The sequence below is a fragment of the Paenarthrobacter sp. E2MeOHC11 genome (genome assembly GCF_058744955.1).
In genome coordinates this window covers 4,684,533-4,705,905 of record NZ_CP196673.1, presented here as the reverse complement: position 1 = coordinate 4,705,905, position 21,373 = coordinate 4,684,533, and the positions used below count along the sequence as shown (strand labels likewise).

The window sequence follows — 21,373 nt, the reverse complement described above, 5'->3', positions numbered from 1 at the left end:
TGGACCTCTTGAATGCCGGATCGCTCCGGGGCTAGCATTTCCGCGCGCGGTCAACGCGCACTTTCACCGCGCACGGATAAACCGAGGAGACTGCTATGAGTGCAACGAAGGCAACCCTGATGGTGGACTTGATCATCTCCCTGGATGGATACGCTTCCGCCGAGGGGTGGCCCGGCTGGTGGGGACTGGAAGGGCCCGAATACCTGGCGTGGCTTGAGGAAGAGGGTAAGAAGGACTTCACTACCCTCATGGGCGCCAACACCTATCGGCTGATGTCGAGTATGTCCGAGGAGGCTTCTGAGGACAGTTCGGGGTTTTCGGAGGAAGAAGGGGCCAGCTTGACGGGGTTGGCTGCCATGCCCAAGATCATCTTTTCCTCCACCCTGAAGGAACCGCTGGCGTGGCCAAACTCGGAGTTGATTGCCGGCGACGCGGTCGACGCGGTGCGGGAATTGAAAGGGACACGGTCGGGTACCTTCAGCACGCTGGGCAGCTTGAGCCTTTGCCGTTCGCTGCTGGCGGCCGGCCTGGTGGACAGGTATCGGTTGGTCGTCTTTCCCGTGATCACCGGGAAGACCGGGCGTGAGCGAATCTACGACGGATACCCGGACGTCGCACTGGATATGGTGGACAGCCGTACGTTCGACGGGCGGACCCAATTGCTGGAGTACGTTCCCCGGGTCATCGATGGTCCGCTGACCAGAGGCTGACCCGGCTGTTCCGGCTGTTCCGGAGACCAGCTAAGCGCTTTGCTTCGCGAAGAGCGGTTCCAGGCATTCCGAGTAATGGGTCATTACTTCCGAAAACGTCATCAGCCGGCGGCCGTCCACGTTGGGGGTGTCTGCCCCCTGCAGCTCCGCTCGGTCAGCCAGACAGAGCAGCGGTTCCGCACTTCTCCCGTTTGATGTCAGCACTGCTATTCCCCATGGGTCGCTGGGCTCGCCGACCAAGATGCCCGCTTGGTCAAAGGTGTCGCGGAGGACGTACCGCGTGACAGTCCGCCACGATTGGAGAAACGGCGGCTGCAGCTGTTCAACCAGGTCTTCGTCCTTGGCCGCGTAGGCCTCCAGGAGTCCGGTTGCGAGCCCGTCCCATTCCTTGGCGTCGCGAACCATCAGGTGTGCGGCCCTCATGCGGGCGATAGTTTCAATCAACGTCATGGCAGTCCCCAAACTTCCCGTCGCTTCGCCTGCCCCCCGAGGCAGGCCTGACCGCCGTCGGCATGTCACTACCAAGAAGAACGGATAGCGCTCCGGCTTGATTCCCGGAAAGCGTCTGTTTTCTGGTTGTTGGCCAGCTTTCGACATTCCTTGTCCGCCTAGTAAATCAGTAGACTTACTAATAGGCTGTCCACTCGGGGAAGGTCCCCGGCAGGAAGTGAAGCGAGGCGAGGAATGGCTGAAGAGCAGGGAATCAGCAAGGTCGTGGACATTATCAACGACGCCAAAATCGGCATGCTGACCACGGTCAACGAAACCGGCGCGCTGGTCAGCCGGCCGCTGGCCGTTCAGGACGTCAAGGACGACGGCGATATGTGGTTCTTTACCGGACTTGGAACCTCGCAGGTTGCGCACGTGCGTCAAGATCCCCGGGTCAACGTTTCCTTCGGCAAGAACACCGAGTGGGTCTCCGTCGCTGGAACTGTGGAGGTTGTCACTGACCGGCAAAAGATCCGCGAGCTGTGGAACCAGGTTGTGGAGGCATGGTATCCGGACGGGCCGGAGACCCCGGAAGTATGCCTCCTGCGCGTTGACTCTGAATCGGCCGAATACTGGACCAGCCCGGGCGGAACAGCTGCGACGGTACTTCAATGGATCAAGTCCAAGGTCACCCATTCCCGATTCAGCGTAGGCGAAAGCGGCACCGTGGAACTATGACCCACCATGGTTGATGCCGAGCGGTTTCAACTTCTCCTTGAGGAGGAGCGTGATCGAAAACTCGAACTGCTGAAGGCCCTGCAAGGCGACATCAGTTCGGTAAGCCTTGCCCGGCAGGACTCCAATGTGGATGACGAACACGATCCCGAGGGCAGCACCATAGCGTTCGAACTCTCGCAGGCGTCCGCACTCATGGAGCAGAGCCGCGTTGGCCTGGATCAGATCAACGTGGCTCTGGAGCGGATAGCCTTGGGCAGTTACGGGCTGTGCGAAATCTGTTCAATAGCTATTCCGGAAGGCCGCCTTGAGGCCCGGCCATGGACGCCATACTGCGTCGAGCATGCCTCGGGAAAGCCAAAATAGCTTTGCGATGAAACACGAATAACGTGGCGATGAAACCGGTCAGCTGGACATGCCTGGTGCGACAGGCACAAATTCGATGCCCTGCTGGACCTTCTTCTTGGGCCCTCGGCTGAATCCTTTCGCATCCAGATTATTCCCCGCACGGTAGGACGCCAGCGCTTCGTCGTACATCTCGTTGAGTCGTCGCCCGGTGAAAACTTCATGGTTTCCATCGGTAAATACGACGGTGATGGAAACGGTGGCGGGAAAATGCCTGCTCATCCGGATAAAGCCTTGGGGGTCCTGCTGGAGGGAGATCACGAGCCAACCGCGCTTTCAGTAGTGGTAGGTTCCAGTCTTGCGTACTCGAGCCGTATTCGCGCCATGGGGCATTTACAAGCGCTCGACGCAGGGCTATGTTCCCAGCCACACCAAAGCCATGAGCCTGAACCCGCAAGCACACACCATCTGGGAGTCCTTGACCCGGGCCATCAGTTCGTTATTGGGCCTTCGGCGCTACGAGTTGGTGACCCTCGCCGCAGCCCAGGCCATTGGTTCCTCCCACTGCCGATTGGCGCATGGCAAGAAGACCCTCACCCTCATCGACGAGGACCAATTGTGTGCCATTGCCCGTGATTACCGGGATGCAGGGCCTGGCCGTCTCCCATGCCACCGAAGACCGTGCTTACGCCAATGGTTCCGTGTCCGTTCGGATTTCGGCGGTGCTGGCCCGGTCTGCCGGGGCACCCTGTTTCCGGCTGGCCAGCAGGAAAGGCACGGCGATGAGCTCGATGACACCGGCCATGGCCAAGGATGCTTGATATCCGTAGAGATCAGCTCCCCGGCCCAGGAGCGGCTGGATGACCACGCCCCCGCTTGAGCCCATCAGTGAGTCGAAACTCAGGACAGTGGCCCGCTGTTTCGATGGGATCATGTCATTGACATATGCCTGCCGGACCGGGGTGGCTGCAGAACCCACGACGCCCCAGAGTGCCAGCAGGACCAGTGCCACCCAGAAGATGTGGGTGACGCCAAGGACCAGGAGAATCACGCCGCCCACCACCCCTGCAAGGATCAATACCGACGTGCGCTTGTGGAACAGTTGCCGGGCGTGTGGGGCGAGCCAGCCTCCCAGGATTTGCGAGCCCGCCACGATTGCTGCGGCCAAACCCGCGATGGAATAGGCCTTGGGATCGCCGAAGAGATCAAGCAAATATGGCTGCAGCGCATAGAAGACATAGATTCCGACGCCGGCGCTGAAGGGGGCGGCAAGCATCACGTAGCGCACGGGCGGGTTTTTCAATCCGTTGTCGATCGATGCGGTCAGCACGGTACGGACGGCACGGAGAGGGTGCGTCGAACGCTCAGGAGTGAAGCCGACGTCGTGCATGAGCCCAAAGGCGACAGCAAACATGGCGAGCAGCACCGCCACGCGCAGGAGGAAGGGAATGCCAAGATTGGTTGCTTGGGCAATGACGCCACCAGCCACAGAGCCCACCAGCATGGCTACGCCCTGCACCATCTGACCGCGGCCAAGCACTGGCTCCAGTCCGCCTTGGTAGCCCGAGAAGCGCAGGGCATCCACGAGCCACGCCTCCACGGCACCGGAAAAGAACGTGAACCCGAGGCCCAGCAGCACCGACACGACGGCCCACATCCAGAACGGAGCCGCAATCTGCCAGAGTACAAAATACAAGTACGTCGAGGCGGCCAGCGTCACTGTTCCCAGGAGGAAGGAAACCCTGCGGCCCCAACCATCGGCGATGACTCCGGTGGGAACCTCGAAGAGAACCATTCCGGCGGTGAAGAAGGCATTGGCGGCGAACGCCTCGAGGTTGCTCAGCCCGGCATCCAAGAGGAAGAGAGTATTGATGCCCCAGATGAAGGAAGCCGCAATGGTATTGCCCAGCGTCAAGGTGAGATAGACGCGCTGGATCTTTCGGGCGGCGTCGTTCATGGTGTCGCCGCCCCCGCCGGTGCCAGGAGGGACCACCACCTCATTCTCGTCCCGATCCCGGTCCTTTGCCAGAGCGGCCGGGCACGAAAAGGCCTGCTTCCCTGATAGGGAAACAGGCCTTTCCGTAGTTTCAGAAAGTGATCAGTGCCAGAGGCCCAGGGCGAACTCCGCGATCACTGTCGAGAGGATGAAAGACGCGGTGATGGCCACCAAGCCGACGGGAATGATCTTCCAACCGATGTTCCGCAGCAACGGGATGTCCTTGCCGAGCGAAAGACCGGCAAGGGTCAGCATCACCGTCGCAATGGAGAGGAAGTCCACGGTTTTGACGGCTTCATTCAGGACCCCGGAGCCAAAGAACCACGGGCTCGAAATGTAGGCGCCAATGGTGGTGATGAAGACGATGGCCGAGATCTTCCTGGTGATCTTTGCGAGCAACAGGCTGACAAGTACCAAAGCCAGCATGATGCCGTAGCCTGCCAGGATGGACAAGCTCAGGCCCTTGGCGGCCACGGCTGCAGTGCCAACACCCAACACCGTCAGGACGGACAGGGATAGCCACAATGGCAATGTCATGGCGGCCGAGGACTTTGCGACTTCCTCCCGGAACCGGCGGTTCTCTTCGGCCTGGACCTCGTCTTGCGCAAGCTCTGCATCGGTCCGGGCCTGGGGCACCGTGCCGGCAGCAACCTTCTGCGCTTCTTTGTTCCGGGTCAGCACCTTGTAGAACTTGTCAGCCACGGGAAGGGCAATATAGATGCCCACGTACACACCCAGAATGGTGGTGATGAGGTTGGAGACAGCTGCCATGCCGAGGATGGCCTCCTGGTCGGCCGGGTACGCGGCGATGATGCTTGCGGCCGAGGCGGCCATCATGGACCCCGAACCAACACCCGCGCCCATAGCCAAGGCCAGTGGATCGAAGATCTTCCAGTTGGCCACCAACGAGGTCAGCAGTGTGATGAAAATGGCGCCGAACAAGGTTCCAAAGACGTACATGGCCAGGACGCCGCGGTATTGGTCGGAATCAGGACCGTATTTCTCAGAAACCATGGCGAACGAAGGTTCGCGGTCCAGGGAGAAAGTGGCTCCCACAGTGGCTTTGCCCATGCGCAACAGCACGGCAAGCGGAAGTGCCAGGACGATGGTTCCCAGCAAGTGGCCCACTTCCTGTAGGAGGAGTGCGGGGCCGGCCTTGATGAGGCTGGGCAGGCTCGGGCCGATGTTGAAGGCCAGCCTGGCCACCAGGAGCAAAACGGCCACACCCACCAGGGCCGCAGCCACACGCTGCAGGTCCAGGCCCAACGGCTTGAATTTCTGGATGGAGACCAGCAATCCGAGGATCAGGCCCCAAACCATCGGGAAAATGATGATCGCGCCAATGCCCAGATCAATCTTGGCCTGACCGATGAACTGAACCGCAAGGGCGATGACAAAGGCCAGCGCGGCGATCGGAAGCGTAAGCCGTGTGCCGGCCTTATCCGTCCGCGCGGTTTCGGTGTTGGTGCTCATGATGTTGCTTCCTGGATCGGGGCTTCGGGGCGGTAGGCCGCCTGGACGAAGCGTTCTCTCTGCTGGGGATTGGTTGCGGCGCCCGCCACGGTCCACGCCAGCGCTGTGGCTGCCTCGAACATGACGGCGTACGCCTGGGGTGTGTTCGCAAGGGCCGCGAAGCCGTGCGAGTGGATGGGGACATTGGCTCCGGGAATGCTGAGCCAGGGATGCAGGGATGGAATGACCTGGGAAATGTTGCCCATGTCGGTGGAGCCGCCTCCCATGCCAGCTGCGGGCGAGGTGTCCTTGCCGAACGAGTCCATGGCTGCCGTCCAGTGGCCGGCAAGGTCCCCGTCCTGGATCAGCGGTTCGTACAAGGGTTCGGCTGCCGTGATGTCAAGGGTGGTTCCCGTGGCCAGGGCCGCCCCTTCAAAGCAACGCTTGACGCGCTCAAGCAACGCCTCATACTCGGGGAGCGTGAAAGCCCGGCACTCGAACGGCACTACGGCATGATCGGGAATGATGTTGGTGACATGTCCGGCCTCAGCCACATAGCAAGCTACCCGGTGATCGCCAGGGATCTGCTGCCGCAGCAAGCCAATGGCCACTTGGCTGAGCACCGCTGCGTCCCCGGCGTTCACGCCCATATGCGGCGCGGCCGCAGCGTGGGCGGCCTTGCCTGTGAAGACTGCCTCGTACCTGCCCACGGCCTGGGCGGTGGTCCCAGCGGGGTTGTAGGTGACGCCGTCCTGAACCGGATGAACCATCAGTGCAAGGCCAACGCCGTCAAAGGCACCGCCTTCCAGCATCAATACCTTGCCGCCGCCATGCTCCTCCGCCGGTGTGCCAATGGCCTTCAAGGTAATGCCGAGTTCGTCGACGTGGGGGAGCAAGGCCAACGCTGCCGCCACGGATGCCCCGGCTATGAGATTGTGCCCGCAGGCATGGCCTACCGAGGGCAGGGCGTCATATTCGACGCACAAAGCCACTACCAGCTCACCTGTTCCGGCGGTTGCCGTGAACGCGGTGGGGAGGCCTGCCGTTCCTTTGGTGACTTCGAAGCCCCCTTCGGCCAGCAAAGAGGTGATGGCCTCGGCAGCCTGGACTTCCTCGAAGGAGATCTCGGGATTGGCGTGCAGGCTCTCTGAGAGTTCGCGCACCTTGGGCTTCCAGGTGGCGACGCCGCCTTCCAAGGCCGTTCGCAGGTGGTCGGCAGATGCTGTGGTGTTGGTAATTTCCATGATCATTCCTGCTAGTAGGACAGGGACGGGAAGGGAGATCCGGCTGCCCGGGTGGGGACCCAGACCGCCTTTGTCTGTGTGTACTCGTCCAGAACGCCAGGGCCTGAGGAGCGGCCGTGGCCTGAATCGCCAAAGCCACCGAACGGGACGGCTACGTGGATGGTCTTGTACGAGTTGATCCAGAACGTCCCGGCCTTTACCTCGCGTGCGATGTGGTGTGCCCGGGAAATGTCGGAGGTCCACACGGCGCCCGCCAGGCCAAAGTTGGTGTTATTCGCTCGTGCGATGGCCTCGGCCTCTGTATCAAAAGCATCTGCACCCACCACCGGGCCAAAGACCTCGGTGGTTTCCAATCGGTTGGCAGGGGTGACGCCATCCAAGAGGGTTGGCATCACCCAGTGGCCGCCGGCAAGACCGGAGCTTCTCAGCGCCTCCGGCAGGGTCGCGCCGGTAACCCGGCGGCCGCCGTCGTTCATTCCCGTTTCGATCAGCGAGGTAACGGTGGCGAACTGCGGAGCCGTAATGATCGGCCCCACCTCGGTAGTGGAATCCAGCGGGTCTCCGACACGGAGCCGGGCAGCGCGGTCGGCCACCAGCTCGATGAACCTGGCGTGGACGCTTCGTTCCACCAGAAGGCGGGAGCCTGCGACGCAGGACTGGCCTGCACCGGAGAAGATGGCGGAGATGGCGCCATCGGCGGCCCGCTCCAGGTCGGCATCGGCGAAGACGATGTTGGCGCTCTTGCCGCCAAGCTCCAGGAGGGCCGGGATACCGGCCTCGGCAGCAGCCACCGCCACACGGCGGCCGGTGGGCACGGAACCAATGAAGCTGATCTTGCCAATGCGCCGGTCAGTGGTGAGGGTTGCGCCAACGGTCTGGCCCAACCCGGTGGCAACGTTGAAGGCGCCGTCCGGGAGTCCGGCGTCGTGGGCCAACTGAGCCAGCCGGACCGTGGTGGCGGGCGTGAATTCGCTGGGCTTGATGATCACCGCATTGCCGGCAGCCAGTGGTGCAGCTGAGTTCCACCCGGCAGTGAACAGGGGCGCATTCCAGGGCGTGATGGCGACGACGACACCCCAAGGGACCCGTTCGGTGTAGGTATGCCAAGGGCCGGGAACGGGTATGGTCTGCCCAGTCAATTTGTCTGCCCAACCGGCATAGTAGCCGAACATTTCCGCGACTTTGGCCGCTTCGACGCGGGCATCGCGGATGGGCTTGCCTGTGGTGGACGATTCCAGGATCGCCAATTCTTCTGTGTGTGCTTCGACCACCCTGCTGACGTTGCGGAGGATGGCGGCGCGCTCGAAGCCGTTCAACTTTCCCCAGGTCGCAGCGCCGCGGACGGAGCTTTCAAGGATGGCGTTGGCACCTTCGGTGCCGGGATCGGCGTATTCGGCGAAGGATCTGCCCGTGGCTGCGGACGTCAGGGTGATGGTGCTCCCGGAGCCCGGGACTACCTTTCCGTCCATGAAGGCGCCAAGGCCCTGGGGGAAAGCTGAGTCCAGGACTGTCCGGGCGGTCTCCGCCGAGGATGCTGTTGGGGCTGTGGTGATGCTCAATCTCGTGTCCTTTACTTGCGGGTGCGTGGTGACGCGGACGGGGACTTGTCCGGGGCTCCGGCCGGTGTCACGGAAGGGGCCACCGTTCTGGCAATTTCGGTGAAGTCCGCCGCCGGTCCAAGGACGGCCAGTGCGTCCTGCCATTGGCTGGCCGCAGCGGCCAGCAGTTCAGGCTGCTGGCCCACTTGCCGGGCAATGTCGATGGCCAGGGCGGCGTCCCTGGCCATGAGGCCCAAAGAGAACCCGGAATCATGCGTTCCGGATATGACCCAGTTGGGGTACATGGCCTCCGAGACCTTGCTGCCGCCGGAGGCATTGCTGATGCTGGCGGCCGCAACGGCCGGATCGATGCCGTAGGCCTTGGCCACCCCCAGGGCTTCCCCTACGGAGACCAGGTTCGCTGCGGCCAGGACGTTGTTCAGCAGCTTGACGACGTTGCCGCTTCCCGGGCCGCCGATGTGTGCATACTTGCCGCCTGTCAACGCTTTCAGGATGGGCCCGGCCGCCGTCAACGCGCTCTCGGTCGCTCCGACGAACGCACTCAGGTTGCCGGTCGCAGCGCCGTCCCGGCCGCCGGAAACAGGGGCGTCCACGAATGCGGCGCCGCTGGTGGACGCCAGTTCTGCCATGGATTTGCTGGTGCCCGGCTCAGAGGTAGTGGTGTCGATGATGGCGATGGTCCCGGGAGCCGCGAGGAGCGTGGGAACTGTGGCCTCGACGACACTGGCGGAAGGCAGGGACAGGACCGCATACGGGGTTCCTGCCAAGTCCTTTGCCTCCGCCGTAGTGGAGATGCCGGTGAGGGCAGCGGCATCCCGTGCCGCTTCCGAAGGATCGAAACCCGTGACGGTCCAGCCGGCGCGGTGCAAGGTCGATGCCATGGCACCGCCCATGGACCCGAGGCCAATGACGGCGACGCGACGAATATTGCTCATGAAGTACTCCTGGTGGGGCATTGAGGGGTTCTTTTTGTTGGGGGCGTCCATAGGTGGGCCCTGTACGACGTCAGTCCAGGTAGATGTCCAGGTCTTTCCACAACTGCTGTGTGCGCCGGATGGCAGCACGGCTGCGTTCCGGGTGGGCGGCTTCCATTCCGGCCAGTAATCCGTAGACCATCGAATTTGCTGCGGTGACTGACTGGAAGAACGAGATACCTTCCGATGCCACGATCAGCAGGTGGTCCGCGGCTGCGGCGAGGCGGCCCCGGCGCATGTCGCTGATGGCGACCACTGTGGCGCCCGATTGCTTGGCGGCTTCGGCCGTGACGATGATTTGCTGGACTGACCGCCACATGTTGACCACCACCAGGACGTCGCCGGGCCCCAGGGTGTTCGCAGCGGACGCGAGGTGCACGCCGCCGCGGTTTTCCAAGGTGATGGGATAGCCCATGGTTGAGCCGAGGTGGGCCATGACGCTCGCCGGGCCGGCAAAAGAGCCAATGCCGACGGCGGTGATGGACTTGGCTGAGGCAAGGGCGGCGATGGCCGCCTCGACATCGTCTGCGGTGTTTGAATCGAGCGTCAGGCGCAGGTTCTCGATGTCATGGTTCAACGCGTCGTGGAGGGGGCTGCGGTGCTCACCGTGCTCGATCAACGTGTCTTCGGTGGAGATCATCACCAGATAGCGGGAACGCAGTTCGCGCTGCAGGTCCGGCCAGCCACGGTAGCCGAGTCGTTGGGCGGTGCGGACGACGGTGGAGTTGTTTACGTCCGACCGTTGGGCGATTTCCGCGATGTCCGCATACGACGAGAGCTGTGGATTGCGGGCAATGACTTCCACTACGCGTGCCTGCGACTTGGACAGTGCAACGTCCGGCAGGGCATCCCCAAGCCATGCATGATCCGCGGATTCCCTGGCCGCGGGTGCGGCGCTGGCTGTGTCCTCGCTGATCTTCACTGGTTCTCCTTGTAACGAACATCACTCTGCAAACTGCATTGCAATAAAGATACTCTGCAATTTTGTTTGCTTCTAGTGGTTTGCGTTACAGGGATGTAAAACTTCGGTAGTGGTCAGCCGTTAACGAGCAAACTGCCGGCGGACCTTGGCGGCCCGCCGGCAGTTTCCCTATGTTCAGGCTTCGACGAGTCCCGCCGTCGGGTGGGTTTCCAGCACCGGAGCGAAGAACGAGCCGAGTTCCGCCGTCGCATGCAGCGGTAGCACGTTGGCGACGTACTGGTCGGGGCGGACCACCACGACTGCTCCGTCGCGGCTGATTCCGCGCAGTTCGAAGATGTCGGCGTTCGGATCGGCGCCGAAGACCTTCTCAAGATACGTGAGCTTGAACGGTCCAACTGTGGGCTTGAACGCGGCGGGCACGGCGTTGATGTCCACGTCCGTATGGTCCTGCTGGTAGATCACCTTCACATCGAACCAGGCGTCGCGGTCAGCGCCCGACGGCGTCGCGGCCAGCGGCGAGTCCGGCGAGTTCGCGATCCACTCGGCAAGGTCGGCGACGGGCCCTGCCGCGCCGGCCTTGGCGGCGTCAGCGAACACGTAGATGCGCCAGCGACCATCGGCCTTGGCGTGATGGCCAAGGTGCATGGGGTTCGTGTCGCAGACCCGCAGGACCGGTGCGGACTTGAATCGCTTGCCCACGGGGAAGCCCGTGGCGAGCTCCTGGTGCTGTGGCGCTGCGACCAGCATGGAGGGCGCATATTGCGTCATGAATCCTGCGGGGAACTCGGCCGTACTGGTGTAGAAGGTCTCCAGCTCCGCCGGGTCTTCGAACTCCTCCGGCTTCTTGGCCATCAGGGTAGACCACTGCTTGTCGAAGTCGATGAGGTTCTTCGCAACAACCTGGCGCTCGGCGGAATACGTGTCAAGCAGGCTTTCAGGACTGCGACCCTCAAGGACGTGGCCAAGCTTCCAACCGATATTGAAACCGTCCTGCATGGACACGTTCATGCCCTGGCCGGCCTTCGCGCTATGGGTGTGGCACGCGTCGCCGGTGATGAACACCCTCGGCGTGCGCGTACCGCGGTCCTCCGGCAGAACGTCGTCGAACCTGTCCGTGAGGCGGTGGCCCACTTCGTACACACTGTGCCAGGCGACGTTCCGGACATCCAACGTGTACGGGCGCAGGATGTCGTTGGCCTTCTGGATAATCTGCTCGATGGTTGTCTTCCGCACTGCTCCCTGATCGTCAGCGGCGACTTCGCCCAGATCCACATACATGCGGAACAGGTGCCCGCCTTCGCGGGGGATCAACAGGATGCTGCCCCCGGATCCGGACTGGATAGCGCACTTGGTGCGGATATCCGGGAAATCGGTCACGGCGAGGACGTCCATGACGCCCCAGGCATGGTTCGCCTGGTCGCCTGCGAGGTGGCAGCCGATCGACTCACGAACCTTGCTGCGCGCACCGTCCGCGCCGACCACGTATTTGGCGCGGATGACGCGCTCCTGGCCCTCGTTGGAGCCGGAGGTGTGGGCGAGTGTCACTGCGACGGGGTATTCGCCTTCGCCTGAGACCTCAAGGCCGCGGAACTCGTAGCCGTAGTCCGGCGTCATTCGCGTGGGGGAGTTGGCCATGAATTCGGCGAAATAGTCCAATACCCGCGCCTGGTTCACGATCAAGTGCGGAAACTCGCTGATTCCGGCGGGGTCGTCCACGGCGCGGGCGGCGCGGACGATGCGGGAGTGATCGGCCGGGTCCGGCTTCCAGAAGGCCATCTCGGTGATGCGGTAAGCCTCCGCAATAATGCGCTCGGCGAACCCGAAGGCCTGGAATGTCTCGACGCTGCGGGCCTGGATGCCATCGGCCTGGCCGATGGCTAGCCGGCCGGGGCGTCGCTCAACGATGCGTGTTGTCACACCGGGGAACTGGGAGAGCTGCGCCGCGGTCAGCATGCCGGCCGGGCCGCTGCCCACGATGAGGACATCCACTTCGTCGGGAAGCTCGGTTGGGCGGTTGATTCCGACGCCGGCTGCCGGCTCGACTCGGGGGTCACCGGATACGTAACCGTGGTGGTGGAACTGCACGGGCTTTCCTCACTTCTTTGTGGGCTGACAATCACGGATTGTTCGATAATAGAACTCCGTGTTCTATTATTGCTCACATCATCGTAATGCCGCTCACATTGGTGATCAAGTCTTTACCGTCCCTGACACCTGCTTGACCGGCGAATTTGCGTGTGATTCCTGCCGAAAGAACAGCAGGCATGTCAGGATCAGGTATGCCCCGACTGATGCTGCTGGACACTGCTTCCCTGTACTTCCGTGCCTTCTACGGCATCCCCGATTCGATACGCCGCCCCGACGGAACGCCGGTTAACGCTGTCCGGGGATTGATGGACATGATCGCCCGCCTCACCACCGACTATGAAGCAACACATGTCGTCGCCTGCTGGGACAACGATTGGCGGCCGGAATGGCGCGTGGATCTGATCCCTGGCTACAAGTCGCACAGGGTAGCGGAGATCGTTCCGGACGGTCCCGACGTCGAGGTCGTCCCGGACCCGCTGGAGGCCCAAATTCCGATGATCCGGCACGTGCTGCACCTCGCCGGGATAGCCGTCGTGGGTGTCGATGAGCATGAGGCCGACGACGTCGTTGGCACCTACGCGAGCCACGCGCAGATCCCTACGGATGTCGTCACCGGCGACCGCGACCTTTTCCAGCTCGTTGATGACGACCGCGGGGTCCGGGTTATCTACACCGCCCGCGGCATGAAGAACCTGGAGCTCGTCACCGATGTCGTCGTTGTGGGCAAATACCGGGTCCTGCCCCAGCAGTACGCCGATTTCGCCACCCTGCGCGGCGATGCTTCCGACGGCCTGCCCGGTGTTGCCGGGATCGGCGAAAAGACGGCGGCCTCCTTGCTCGGCACCCACGGCTCACTGGAAGGCTTGCTTGAAGCGGCAGAGGACCCCGACGGCGGGTTGTCCGCTTCCATACGCGCCAAACTGTCGGCCGCGGCCGACTACCTTAAGGTGGCGCCCGCCGTCGTGAACGTTGTGCGCGACCTCAAGGTACCGACGCTGGAAGACGTGGGAGCTGAGCTGCGTCCCGTCACCGGCGCAGCGCGCGCCGAACTTGAACAGTTGGCTACGGACTGGAACCTGGGTGGTGCGGTCAAGCGGCTGCTGGACGCTTTGGACCGGGTTCGCTGATTCGGCCGGACCATGCCGATTCGGCCGGAGCATAGGGAGAGTCCCTCACAGCTTCCGGATCACTCTCACAGCGGAATGACAGGTTCAGGACAGCGTGGGCTGGGGTTGTCCACTCATCGTGTTAAGAGGACGGCACTACTGCCCGTCCCTCAGACACCAGCCGTACCAACGGCTCATTGAGGAGAGGTACATGTCGAAAACCAAGAGAATTACGTTGGGAGTGGCGGCCGGAGCCCTGGCATTGGGTGCAGGACTTGGTGCAACGAGCATGGCAACTGCGGCCACCACGCCATCGCCCAGCGCCACTTCCTCTGCGGATGCGACAGCTCCGTCAGACCGCGGTGGTAAACCGGGCGGGCATGGCCACGGACGCGACGGTGGACAGATTGCGGCGCAGTTGGCCAGCAAGTTGGGTGTGGACGAGGCCAAGGTCACCGATGCCTTGAAGGCATTCCGTGAGGCGAACAAGCCCGCTACGCCACCCGCCGAAGGTACCGAAGGCACCAAACCGGACCGCACGGCCCAGGACGCAGCCCTGGCGAAGTCGCTGGCCGAAGCCTTGGGTGTGGACGAGGCCAAGGTCACCACGGCGTTGGAGGAAATCCGTGCCGAAGGTCAAGCGGAGCGTGCTGCTGCGCTGAAGACCAGGCTGGACAAGGCAGTCACAGACGGCAAGCTCACACAAGCTGAGGCTGATGCCGTGACCAAGGCTGTCGAGGCCGGGGTCATCGGTGGAGGCGGCCGCTGAACTGACTACCCCGTTGGCGTGAGGATCCCCCCGGAGTTACTCCGGGGGGATCCTTTTGCCATCCTGTGCCACCTTGCGGTCACCGGGGACGGAATTGGTCAACGACCGGGCACTCGAAGGGTTCTCCGGCGAACAAGCCGACGTCATCCAGATATCTCACCACGATCACGTAGGACGCTGCGAGGCTGGTTTCGGTGTAGGGAATACCTAACTCATCACAGCATGCCTTGACCATCCCGGACGCGCGATGAAGGTAGGGACGAGGCATGTCCGGGAAGAGATGGTGTTCTATCTGGCGGTTCAGCCCACCCATCAGCGTGTCCATGAACCATCCTCCGGAGATGTTCCGGGCGGTGAGTACTTGGCGGTTGAGGAAGTCCGTTCTGCTGGACGTGGGCAGGATGGGCATGCCTTTATGGTTCGGGGCGAAGGACGCGCCCATGTAGAAACCGAAGACACCCAGCTGGACGCCAAGGAAGGCGAAGGCCATGCCTAACGGAAGCATGGAGAAGACCAGAATGGGCACAGCCAGCAAGCGCAGCAAGAGGACGGGGATCTCCACCCAGCGGTGGTCAACTTTTCGTTGGTGCAACAGGTACTTCAACGAATCAACGTGCAGGCTCACACCCAGGAAGAACAACAGCGGAAACAACAGCCAGCCCTGTCGGCGGGTGACCTGCACCATGACGCCCCGCCGGGTACTGGCCGCTTGGGGGTGAAAAGCGATGGCGCCGGTATGGATGTCCGGGTCCTTGTCGATCACGTTGGGGAAGTTGTGGTGACGGGTGTGCTTCTGTGCCCACATCGAGTAGCTGATGCCCACCAATCCGGTACCAACCAGCCGGGCGGACCACTCATTCATTCCCTTGGACTTGAAAACCTGACGATGGGCGGCTTCATGGGCCAGGAACGCGAACTGGGTCAGGACCACACCCATTACCGCCGCGATGAGCAGCTGGAACCAGGTGTCCCGCAGCAACAGGAAGCCGCTCCAGGTCCCGGTCCAAGCAGCCATCAGGATCACAAAAACAGTGATGTAGAAACCCCTGCGGCGTTTCAGCAATCCGGCGCTGCGCACGGACTTCAGGAGTGTCACGTAGCTGTTGACGGTCCGGGTGGCACCCCGGTCCGGCAAAGATTCATCGGACGTACGTTCTGGTGCCATGGTGCCTCGAACCACTTCCAGGCGGACTCAACACAATCGTTTCCCGCCGTCCCTCCAGACTACGCCGATGACGTGGACCGAGAGCCGGGAAATTGTTTTGGACCCGTTGTCGATATGCCCTCGCGCCGTTCGACCTATGGATGAGAAGGTCGAAGGGCGACCTTCCACTTACACAGGAGATTGAGTCAGATGGCTAAATACATGTTGATCATGAGGGCAGACGACGCTTCGTACGCCAAGTTCGAGAACATAGATTTCAACGAGATCCTTGACGCCATGGGGCAATTCAACGACGAACTGATCCGCGCCGGTGTCCTCCTGGCTGCGGAGGGCCTGGAGGATCCAAAAGAGGGTGTCGTGGTCGACTTTACGGGGGAGACCCCCGTTGTCACGGATGGCCCCTACGGCGAAACCAAGGAGCTCTTTGGCGGCTACTACATTCTGGACGTCGCGTCCAAGCAGGAAGCCATCGAGTGGGCCAAGCGGGCACCCATGACCGAAGGGACCAAGACCGAAATTCGGCGCGTCGCTAGCATTGACGAGTTTCCGCAGGACAACAAATGGATCCAAAAGGAACGTGCATGGCGCGAGCAGACGGGCCAACTCTAAAGCCGGCCTCGGGAACTGCAGTCAGCAGCACCTGAGGTGGGCAGCAACGAGGCAAGGGCCGCCGTCGAAGCGGTGTGGCGTAGTGAATCCGCACGCATCGTCGGCGCCCTTGCGCGCTATTCGGGCGATTTCACTTTTGCCGAAGACCTCGCCCAGGAAGCGGTCGCGGAAGCACTGGTGTCGTGGTCTGTCAACGGCGTCCCCGCAGAACCGGCAGGGTGGCTCCTGACTGCCGGGCGGCGCCGGGCGATCGATTCCTTTCGCCGGCGTTCTGCCCGGGACGAAAAGTACGCCCTGCTTGCCCGCGACCTCTCCGAGGAGGAACCGGGCGTGGACACGCTGTTCAACCCGGACTCGATTGACGACGACGTACTCGCATTGATGTTTATCTCTTGCCATCCGGTGTTGTCCAAGGAATCGAGGATCGCTTTGACGCTCCGCGTGGTCGGCGGCATGGGCACGGAGGAAATTGCCAAAGCGTTCCTTGCACCCGTTCCAACCATCCAAGCCCGCATCACCCGCGCCAAGAAAACCCTGGCGGCGGCGCACATTCCGTTTGCCGTGCCCGAGGCAGACGAAATTGCCGAGCGGCTTGGCTCCGTGCTGCAGGTGGTCTATCTGATTTTCACGGAGGGATCGTTTGCCACCACCGGTGACTCGTGGATGCGGACGGAATTGGCCAGTGAAGCACGGCGACTGGCCCGTGTGTTGGTTCGACTGGCACCGGAACCCGAGGTATTTAGCATGCTTGCGCTCATGGAACTCACTGCTGCCCGGTTTCCTGCGAGGCTCGACTCAGCCGGAAAGCCGGTCCTTCTGGAAGACCAGGACCGACGCCGTTGGGACCAGTCCGCGATTCGTCGAGGCAGGGCAGCGCTCTCGACGGCGGTCGGCGCCGGCCGCGGTCTCGGCGCCTATGGATTGCAGGCGTCGATTGCTGAATGCCACGCGGTGGCTCGAACCGCAGCGGACACGGACTGGCAACGGATTGTGATCTTGTACGAAGCACTAGGACGCTTGGCACCATCTCCGGTTATTGAATTGAATCGCGCCGTTGCGGTAGCCATGGCTACAGGGCCAACAGCCGGGCTGCAGTTGGTGGATGCCCTGGCGAACCGCGGGGATCTGCACGGGTCTCACCTGGTCCCGACCGTTCGTGGCGAACTTCTCACCAGGCTCGGCCGATTCGGGGAAGCAAAAGGGGCCTTGGCGGAGGCACTGGCCTTGTGCTCCAACGCTGCCGAACGAACAGCACTGGAGCGCAAGATCGCTGACTTGGCAGGCAAATAGCCTCAGGTCCCAACAACGTGATGGGGGCACCAGCCGAAGTCACACCAACGGCCCTGGTTGCCACGGCACACACCTGTGCGCAGCCGCGACACGCAGGATGCCTGTGTCTGGATCCCTTATGTTCTGTGGGGTGTGTGGTGGTGGTTGCGTCGGGGTGTTTGTTGGGGGTCGATGTGGGGTGGGGGGATGAACCAGGGGACCCCGGTTGTCATGTCGATCCTCCATTGTTCTTTGTGGATGAGGTGGTGGTGGTGGCTGCAGAGCAGGGTGCCGTTGTTGGTTGAGGTGGTGCCGCCGTGGGTCCAGTAGGTGGTGTGGTGGGCTTCGCACCAGGGTGGGGGCATGGTGCAGTCGGGGAAGGCGCAGCCTTGGTCGCGGGCGGTGATGGCTTTGCGGATGTGGGGTGGGAAGATCCGGGTGGTGCGGCCGATGTCCAGGACGCGGGAGTCGCTGCCGAGCAGGACGGGGATGATGTCGGCGTCGCAGGCTATTTTGCGGATGGTGTTCGGGTGCATTGGGCCGGTGAATGTGGCGGTGCCTGTGTTCAAGCGATCGGTGCCTGTTCCTATGCCGGTGGCTGTGCCTGTCCCTATGAACGTGGCGGTGCCGGTGCCTGTGCCTGTGCCGGTTTGTGTCCTGGTGCCGGGCTGGTGGTGGCCGGTGCCGGTGAGTTGTTCGAGGAGGTCGCGGTGGTCGATGGTGACGGTGAGTTGGGGGCGGAGTCCGCCGTTGGAGGGTAGTTTCCCGGTGGTCATGGCGAGGGCGCAGGCGCCGGTGAGGCCGTCGAGGAGTTTCTGTGCCCGGGAGCGGCGGTCCAGGTCCGGGCTGGTGCCTGTGCCGTTGTCTGGGCTGTGCCCGGTATCGGTGTTGTCCGTGGTGCCAGGCCCGGTGCTGGTGCTGGTTCTGGTGCTGGTGCTGTTGGTGAGTCGTGGGTTGGTGGCGGCGTTCATGGTGGTGGTGAGGGTTTCGATTTGTTCGTCGGTGGCGAAGATTTCGAGGTGGTGGAGTCCGTGGCGGCGTCGGCGGCGGAGGAACGCGCCTTGGAGTTGGTGGAGGATTTCTTCGGAGGGTTCGGGGCCGTCGTGGTCGATCCTGTCGGCCCAGCGTTTGGTCATTGTGGTGACGAAGTCCGGGTCGGTTTCGGTGGCGGTGGTGGTCAGGGCGTGTTCCATCCGGGTGATGGTGTCCTGGTCGGTGAGGTTCCGGACTTTGTCCAGGGCGGTGCTGATGATGGTCGCGGACCGGGACGGCACCAAAGCCGATCCGAGGGCCTCGGCGAGGACTTCGCGGCGGGCCGGGATTTCCTGCCCGGTCATGCCCTTCCGGGGGAGGACCTCGGCGGCGAGGGCGAGCCTGCGCCGGGCTTCGCCGATGCCGATCCGCAACCGGGCCCGCAGGAACTCTGCCGCGTTCCGGTACCCTTCATCCACAACACTGGCCTTGGACCCGGCCCCATCCACGGACAGTGCGTTGGTGGAACGTGCTTCACCAGCTGGAACTGTTGCCTCCGGAACCGTTGCGCCCGTGCCACTCGTTGGCTCTTCGGGTGTTTCCGTCCAGCCGGTCCGCCATTCCGGCGCTGCTGCCGAGGACCCCGGCCGGGAGTTTTGTGCCTCAAGCCGGGCCCGTTCCACCGCGTGGGCTGCGACGATCTGTAAGTACTCCACCGATCGGGAAATCTCCTCGACCTTGCCGGCAAAATCAGCAGCCTCAACAAACCCCAACAGGGAAGCCTCATCCGAGGCGGACACGCGTGCGGAGTCCAGAAGTGCAGCGCACTCAAGCAGCGCCGTGATGAGTCCAGGAGCAACCTCGGCGGAACCCAACCGCGGGGGAGAACCATCAAGGAACCCAAGTGGCGCCGTGGACATCAACTCAGCGGTTCCGGACTCCGATGAACCGGCCACCGGTTCATTCCGAAGCAGCACACCGCCAGGCAGTCCAGCGCCAGGCAGTCCAGCGCCAGGCAGTCCAGCGCCCCGGGAGGTATCCGGGGCGGGAGCTGCCGCCGTCGCGACTTTGAAAGCCGCGAGACGCGCGGTGCCACTTTCAGCCCTCAGGGACCGTTGACGCGGCAGCCCACTGGCGCGGGGTGAACTTGCCCGCCGTGCCACGATCTGCCCGATAATTCCCATAACTGAACCCTGTCACGAGGCTCCGACATTTATAGCCGTCTGCCTCCCTTGGTGCTGCCACGGCGACTGCCGGCGGTGATTCCCGGAGGTGATGGCCCCAAGGTGTGCCTAGAGTGTCGGCAGCTGGAATGCGGCTTCAGGTCGATGCACGCCACGGGGCCGGTATCCCAAAGCTTCGGCGCTACCGAGAAGGTCCGCGAGATACCAGATGATGGCCAGCCACATCTCGGTTCCTTGAAGGGTTGGCAGATGCTGGCTGCCGCTCTCCGGCGCGGCGCTGAAGGCAATTCCCTCGCCCGGATGCCACCAGGCAAGGGCCTGCTTCAGCTGGGTCGCAGCCCATGCATTCACCTCATCCCGGCGGTGCATCGTCTGCTTCGACGCAAGCCATAGAGGATGGACAACGTCCAGGACGTTGCACGCGTTCTGCCGGCCGGGAGCGAAATATCGTGGGTCCTTGGAGTGCTCAAGGACGGTATCCACCAGGCGCTCAACGTTGGGGACCGGCAAGCCGAACTGGGCAAACGTGCCTCGGGTGAGGCGGTAATATCCGTTCACTACTTTCAACCGGGTGTCGGCCGTGGGGGTACCCCATGTACCGGCCCCAGGATTGACGTGCGTCAACAGCCAGCCGAACATCGCCTCAACTGAACCCGGGGAGTTCGGATGCCTTTGGGCGAGGTTCCAACAGGCGGCAGTTCCCCAAGCATCCACCCACGCGCCGGACTCCCAGGCTTCCTGACGCCAAGGCAGGGCCTCCAGGGACGCCACCAACCCAGCCGGGTCCATCTCTGCCACGGCACGCACCGGGTAAAGGAACCGGCTGCCCAGCAGATCCACTGCGTATCCCACGGATAGGACGTGGTATGTGGCAGGGCCGGAACCGAACCGAAGTCCGCCATCGGAACCCTGTGGATCAAAACCCAGTTCCGGAACCAGGCCTGTCAATGGATCCTGGAGATTCTGAAGCCGCGATATGTGCTCCTCACGCGACAGTTCCAACGGGGCACAACCCAGAAGAAGATCCGCTATTTCAACTGCATCGCAGTGCGCCCTAACGGTCGGCGCCGTGCCAGGCCGGTCCACATAACTGCCACCGGCGGCAGACGTCCAGTTCCTCGAAAGAATCGCAGGAGCGTCAGCGCGTGCTGCATCGGCGAAGGCCGCCAACCTGGCCAACAACCCGTCGTCGAACGCAGACTCCCCGGCACCGGATGGTCCAGCTGAAGCGGTCTCCCGCCTATCCCGGATCCGGCGGGCCGGGTTCCCTCCAACAATCGACCATTCCGGGACATCCTTGGTGACCACGGCACCGGCGGCCAGGACAGCATGGGATCCGACGGTAACTCCATCAAGGACCACAACGTTGGAGCCGATCCAGACGTCGTCCCCAAGCTGGATGCCTTTACTGGTCAGTGGTTGCTTGAAGACCGGTTCGGACGGATCCATCGAATGGTTGAAGCCAAGGATGGACGTATGGGCACCTATCCGCACGCCGCTGCCCATGGTGACGTTGCCTCGAACCACGGTGAAGGCGTTGACGGTGCAGTCGTTGCCGATGGTGATGGTGCCGGTGACATATGCGTGAGCAGCAATAAACGAGTCGGCGCCGATGGAGAGGGCATCGGGATCGACGCTGGCAAGGGGCGAAAGGAATGCCCGTTCACCGATAGTGACTCCGGCCCGTTCCGCGAAGACCTTCTGATACTCGTGCTGTGCCTCGCGCTCCATATCCGATGCGGAAGTCCAGAACGTCCAAGGGGAGTAGTCGTAGCTGAGGTGGTGAGGGGCATTCACGTTGTTGACTCCGCGGTGAGTAATGGAAAGCGCTTCCCCTATTATTCG

General features: G+C 62.7%; 19 protein-coding genes. 7 read left to right on the top strand and 12 right to left on the bottom strand.

The features are described from left to right. The first annotated feature begins 95 nt into the window (after nt 1-95). Nucleotides 96-710 (top strand): dihydrofolate reductase family protein, encoded by a 615-nt coding sequence (locus ACSSVG_RS21780; protein WP_231341856.1) that lies wholly within the window; start codon nt 96-98, stop codon nt 708-710. 30 nt (nt 711-740) lie between these two features. On the opposite strand, the gene ACSSVG_RS21775 is transcribed toward ACSSVG_RS21780, so the two are convergent. Then, nucleotides 741-1,160, bottom strand: a complete 420-nt coding sequence (locus tag ACSSVG_RS21775) for a hypothetical protein (protein WP_492416270.1) — start codon at nt 1,158-1,160, stop codon at nt 741-743. Nucleotides 1,161-1,394: 234 nt separating this feature from the next. Between ACSSVG_RS21775 and ACSSVG_RS21770 the strand changes: the two genes are divergently transcribed. Both ACSSVG_RS21770 and ACSSVG_RS21765 read left to right on the top strand, forming a co-directional pair. After that, nucleotides 1,395-1,877: a pyridoxamine 5'-phosphate oxidase family protein gene (locus ACSSVG_RS21770; RefSeq protein WP_231341854.1), complete on the top strand. Its 483-nt coding sequence runs from the start codon at nt 1,395-1,397 to the stop codon at nt 1,875-1,877. 6 nt (nt 1,878-1,883) lie between these two features. Then, a complete protein-coding gene (locus tag ACSSVG_RS21765) occupies nt 1,884-2,240 on the top strand; it encodes a TraR/DksA family transcriptional regulator (protein ID WP_492416268.1) in 357 nt (118 codons plus the stop codon). A gap of 39 nt (nt 2,241-2,279) precedes the next feature. On the opposite strand, the gene ACSSVG_RS21760 is transcribed toward ACSSVG_RS21765, so the two are convergent. From ACSSVG_RS21760 to ACSSVG_RS21725, 8 genes are all read right to left on the bottom strand, one after another. Continuing rightward, on the bottom strand, nt 2,280-2,540 hold the full coding sequence (locus tag ACSSVG_RS21760) for a hypothetical protein (RefSeq protein WP_231341852.1): 261 nt from the start codon (nt 2,538-2,540) through the stop codon (nt 2,280-2,282). A 364-nt stretch (nt 2,541-2,904) separates the two neighbouring features. After that, on the bottom strand, nt 2,905-4,176 hold the full coding sequence (locus ACSSVG_RS21755) for an MFS transporter (RefSeq protein WP_492419270.1): 1,272 nt from the start codon (nt 4,174-4,176) through the stop codon (nt 2,905-2,907). Between the two features lie 141 nt (nt 4,177-4,317). Next, nucleotides 4,318-5,688: a DUF3100 domain-containing protein gene (locus tag ACSSVG_RS21750; protein ID WP_231341851.1), complete on the bottom strand. Its 1,371-nt coding sequence runs from the start codon at nt 5,686-5,688 to the stop codon at nt 4,318-4,320. Beyond that, nucleotides 5,685-6,911, bottom strand: coding sequence for an amidohydrolase (locus tag ACSSVG_RS21745; protein WP_231341850.1), 1,227 nt, complete (start codon nt 6,909-6,911; stop codon nt 5,685-5,687). The genes ACSSVG_RS21750 and ACSSVG_RS21745 overlap by 4 nt, the downstream gene beginning before the upstream one ends. An 11-nt stretch (nt 6,912-6,922) precedes the next feature. Next, entirely contained in the window at nt 6,923-8,470 is a 1,548-nt protein-coding gene (locus ACSSVG_RS21740; RefSeq protein WP_492416265.1) for an aldehyde dehydrogenase family protein, read from the bottom strand. A gap of 11 nt (nt 8,471-8,481) precedes the next feature. Beyond that, nucleotides 8,482-9,405 (bottom strand): NAD(P)-dependent oxidoreductase, encoded by a 924-nt coding sequence (locus ACSSVG_RS21735; protein WP_492416263.1) that lies wholly within the window; start codon nt 9,403-9,405, stop codon nt 8,482-8,484. Nucleotides 9,406-9,475: 70 nt separating this feature from the next. Next, nucleotides 9,476-10,360: a MurR/RpiR family transcriptional regulator gene (locus tag ACSSVG_RS21730; RefSeq protein WP_492419268.1), complete on the bottom strand. Its 885-nt coding sequence runs from the start codon at nt 10,358-10,360 to the stop codon at nt 9,476-9,478. A gap of 180 nt (nt 10,361-10,540) precedes the next feature. After that, the gene (locus tag ACSSVG_RS21725; protein ID WP_492416261.1) at nt 10,541-12,451 is read right to left on the bottom strand and encodes an FAD-binding monooxygenase; all 1,911 of its coding nucleotides are present in this window, start codon (nt 12,449-12,451) and stop codon (nt 10,541-10,543) included. Between the two features lie 179 nt (nt 12,452-12,630). Between ACSSVG_RS21725 and ACSSVG_RS21720 the strand changes: the two genes are divergently transcribed. Then, the gene (locus ACSSVG_RS21720) at nt 12,631-13,581 is read left to right on the top strand and encodes a 5'-3' exonuclease (RefSeq protein ID WP_374202234.1); all 951 of its coding nucleotides are present in this window, start codon (nt 12,631-12,633) and stop codon (nt 13,579-13,581) included. A 190-nt stretch (nt 13,582-13,771) separates the two neighbouring features. Continuing rightward, complete coding sequence (locus tag ACSSVG_RS21715) at nt 13,772-14,329, top strand: Clp protease N-terminal domain-containing protein (RefSeq protein WP_231341844.1); 558 nt, start codon at nt 13,772-13,774, stop codon at nt 14,327-14,329. A 79-nt stretch (nt 14,330-14,408) separates the two neighbouring features. On the opposite strand, the gene ACSSVG_RS21710 is transcribed toward ACSSVG_RS21715, so the two are convergent. After that, nucleotides 14,409-15,494 (bottom strand): fatty acid desaturase family protein, encoded by a 1,086-nt coding sequence (locus ACSSVG_RS21710; protein WP_492416258.1) that lies wholly within the window; start codon nt 15,492-15,494, stop codon nt 14,409-14,411. Between the two features lie 189 nt (nt 15,495-15,683). Here ACSSVG_RS21710 and ACSSVG_RS21705 point away from each other — a divergent pair, with 189 nt between their 5' ends. Together ACSSVG_RS21705 and ACSSVG_RS21700 are read left to right on the top strand one after the other, a co-directional pair. Next, nucleotides 15,684-16,103: a YciI family protein gene (locus ACSSVG_RS21705; protein WP_159698432.1), complete on the top strand. Its 420-nt coding sequence runs from the start codon at nt 15,684-15,686 to the stop codon at nt 16,101-16,103. A gap of 36 nt (nt 16,104-16,139) precedes the next feature. Beyond that, the gene (locus ACSSVG_RS21700) at nt 16,140-17,393 is read left to right on the top strand and encodes an RNA polymerase sigma factor (RefSeq protein ID WP_492416256.1); all 1,254 of its coding nucleotides are present in this window, start codon (nt 16,140-16,142) and stop codon (nt 17,391-17,393) included. A 116-nt stretch (nt 17,394-17,509) separates the two neighbouring features. Here the strand turns inward: ACSSVG_RS21700 and ACSSVG_RS21695 are convergent, their stop codons facing one another. Further along, nucleotides 17,510-19,528 (bottom strand): HNH endonuclease signature motif containing protein, encoded by a 2,019-nt coding sequence (locus ACSSVG_RS21695; RefSeq protein WP_492416254.1) that lies wholly within the window; start codon nt 19,526-19,528, stop codon nt 17,510-17,512. 108 nt (nt 19,529-19,636) lie between these two features. Next, nucleotides 19,637-21,325 carry an acyltransferase gene (locus ACSSVG_RS21690; RefSeq protein ID WP_492416252.1) on the bottom strand — a complete coding sequence of 563 codons (1,689 nt, stop codon included), beginning with the start codon at nt 21,323-21,325 and terminating at the stop codon, nt 19,637-19,639. Between the last annotated feature and the right edge of the window lie 48 nt (nt 21,326-21,373).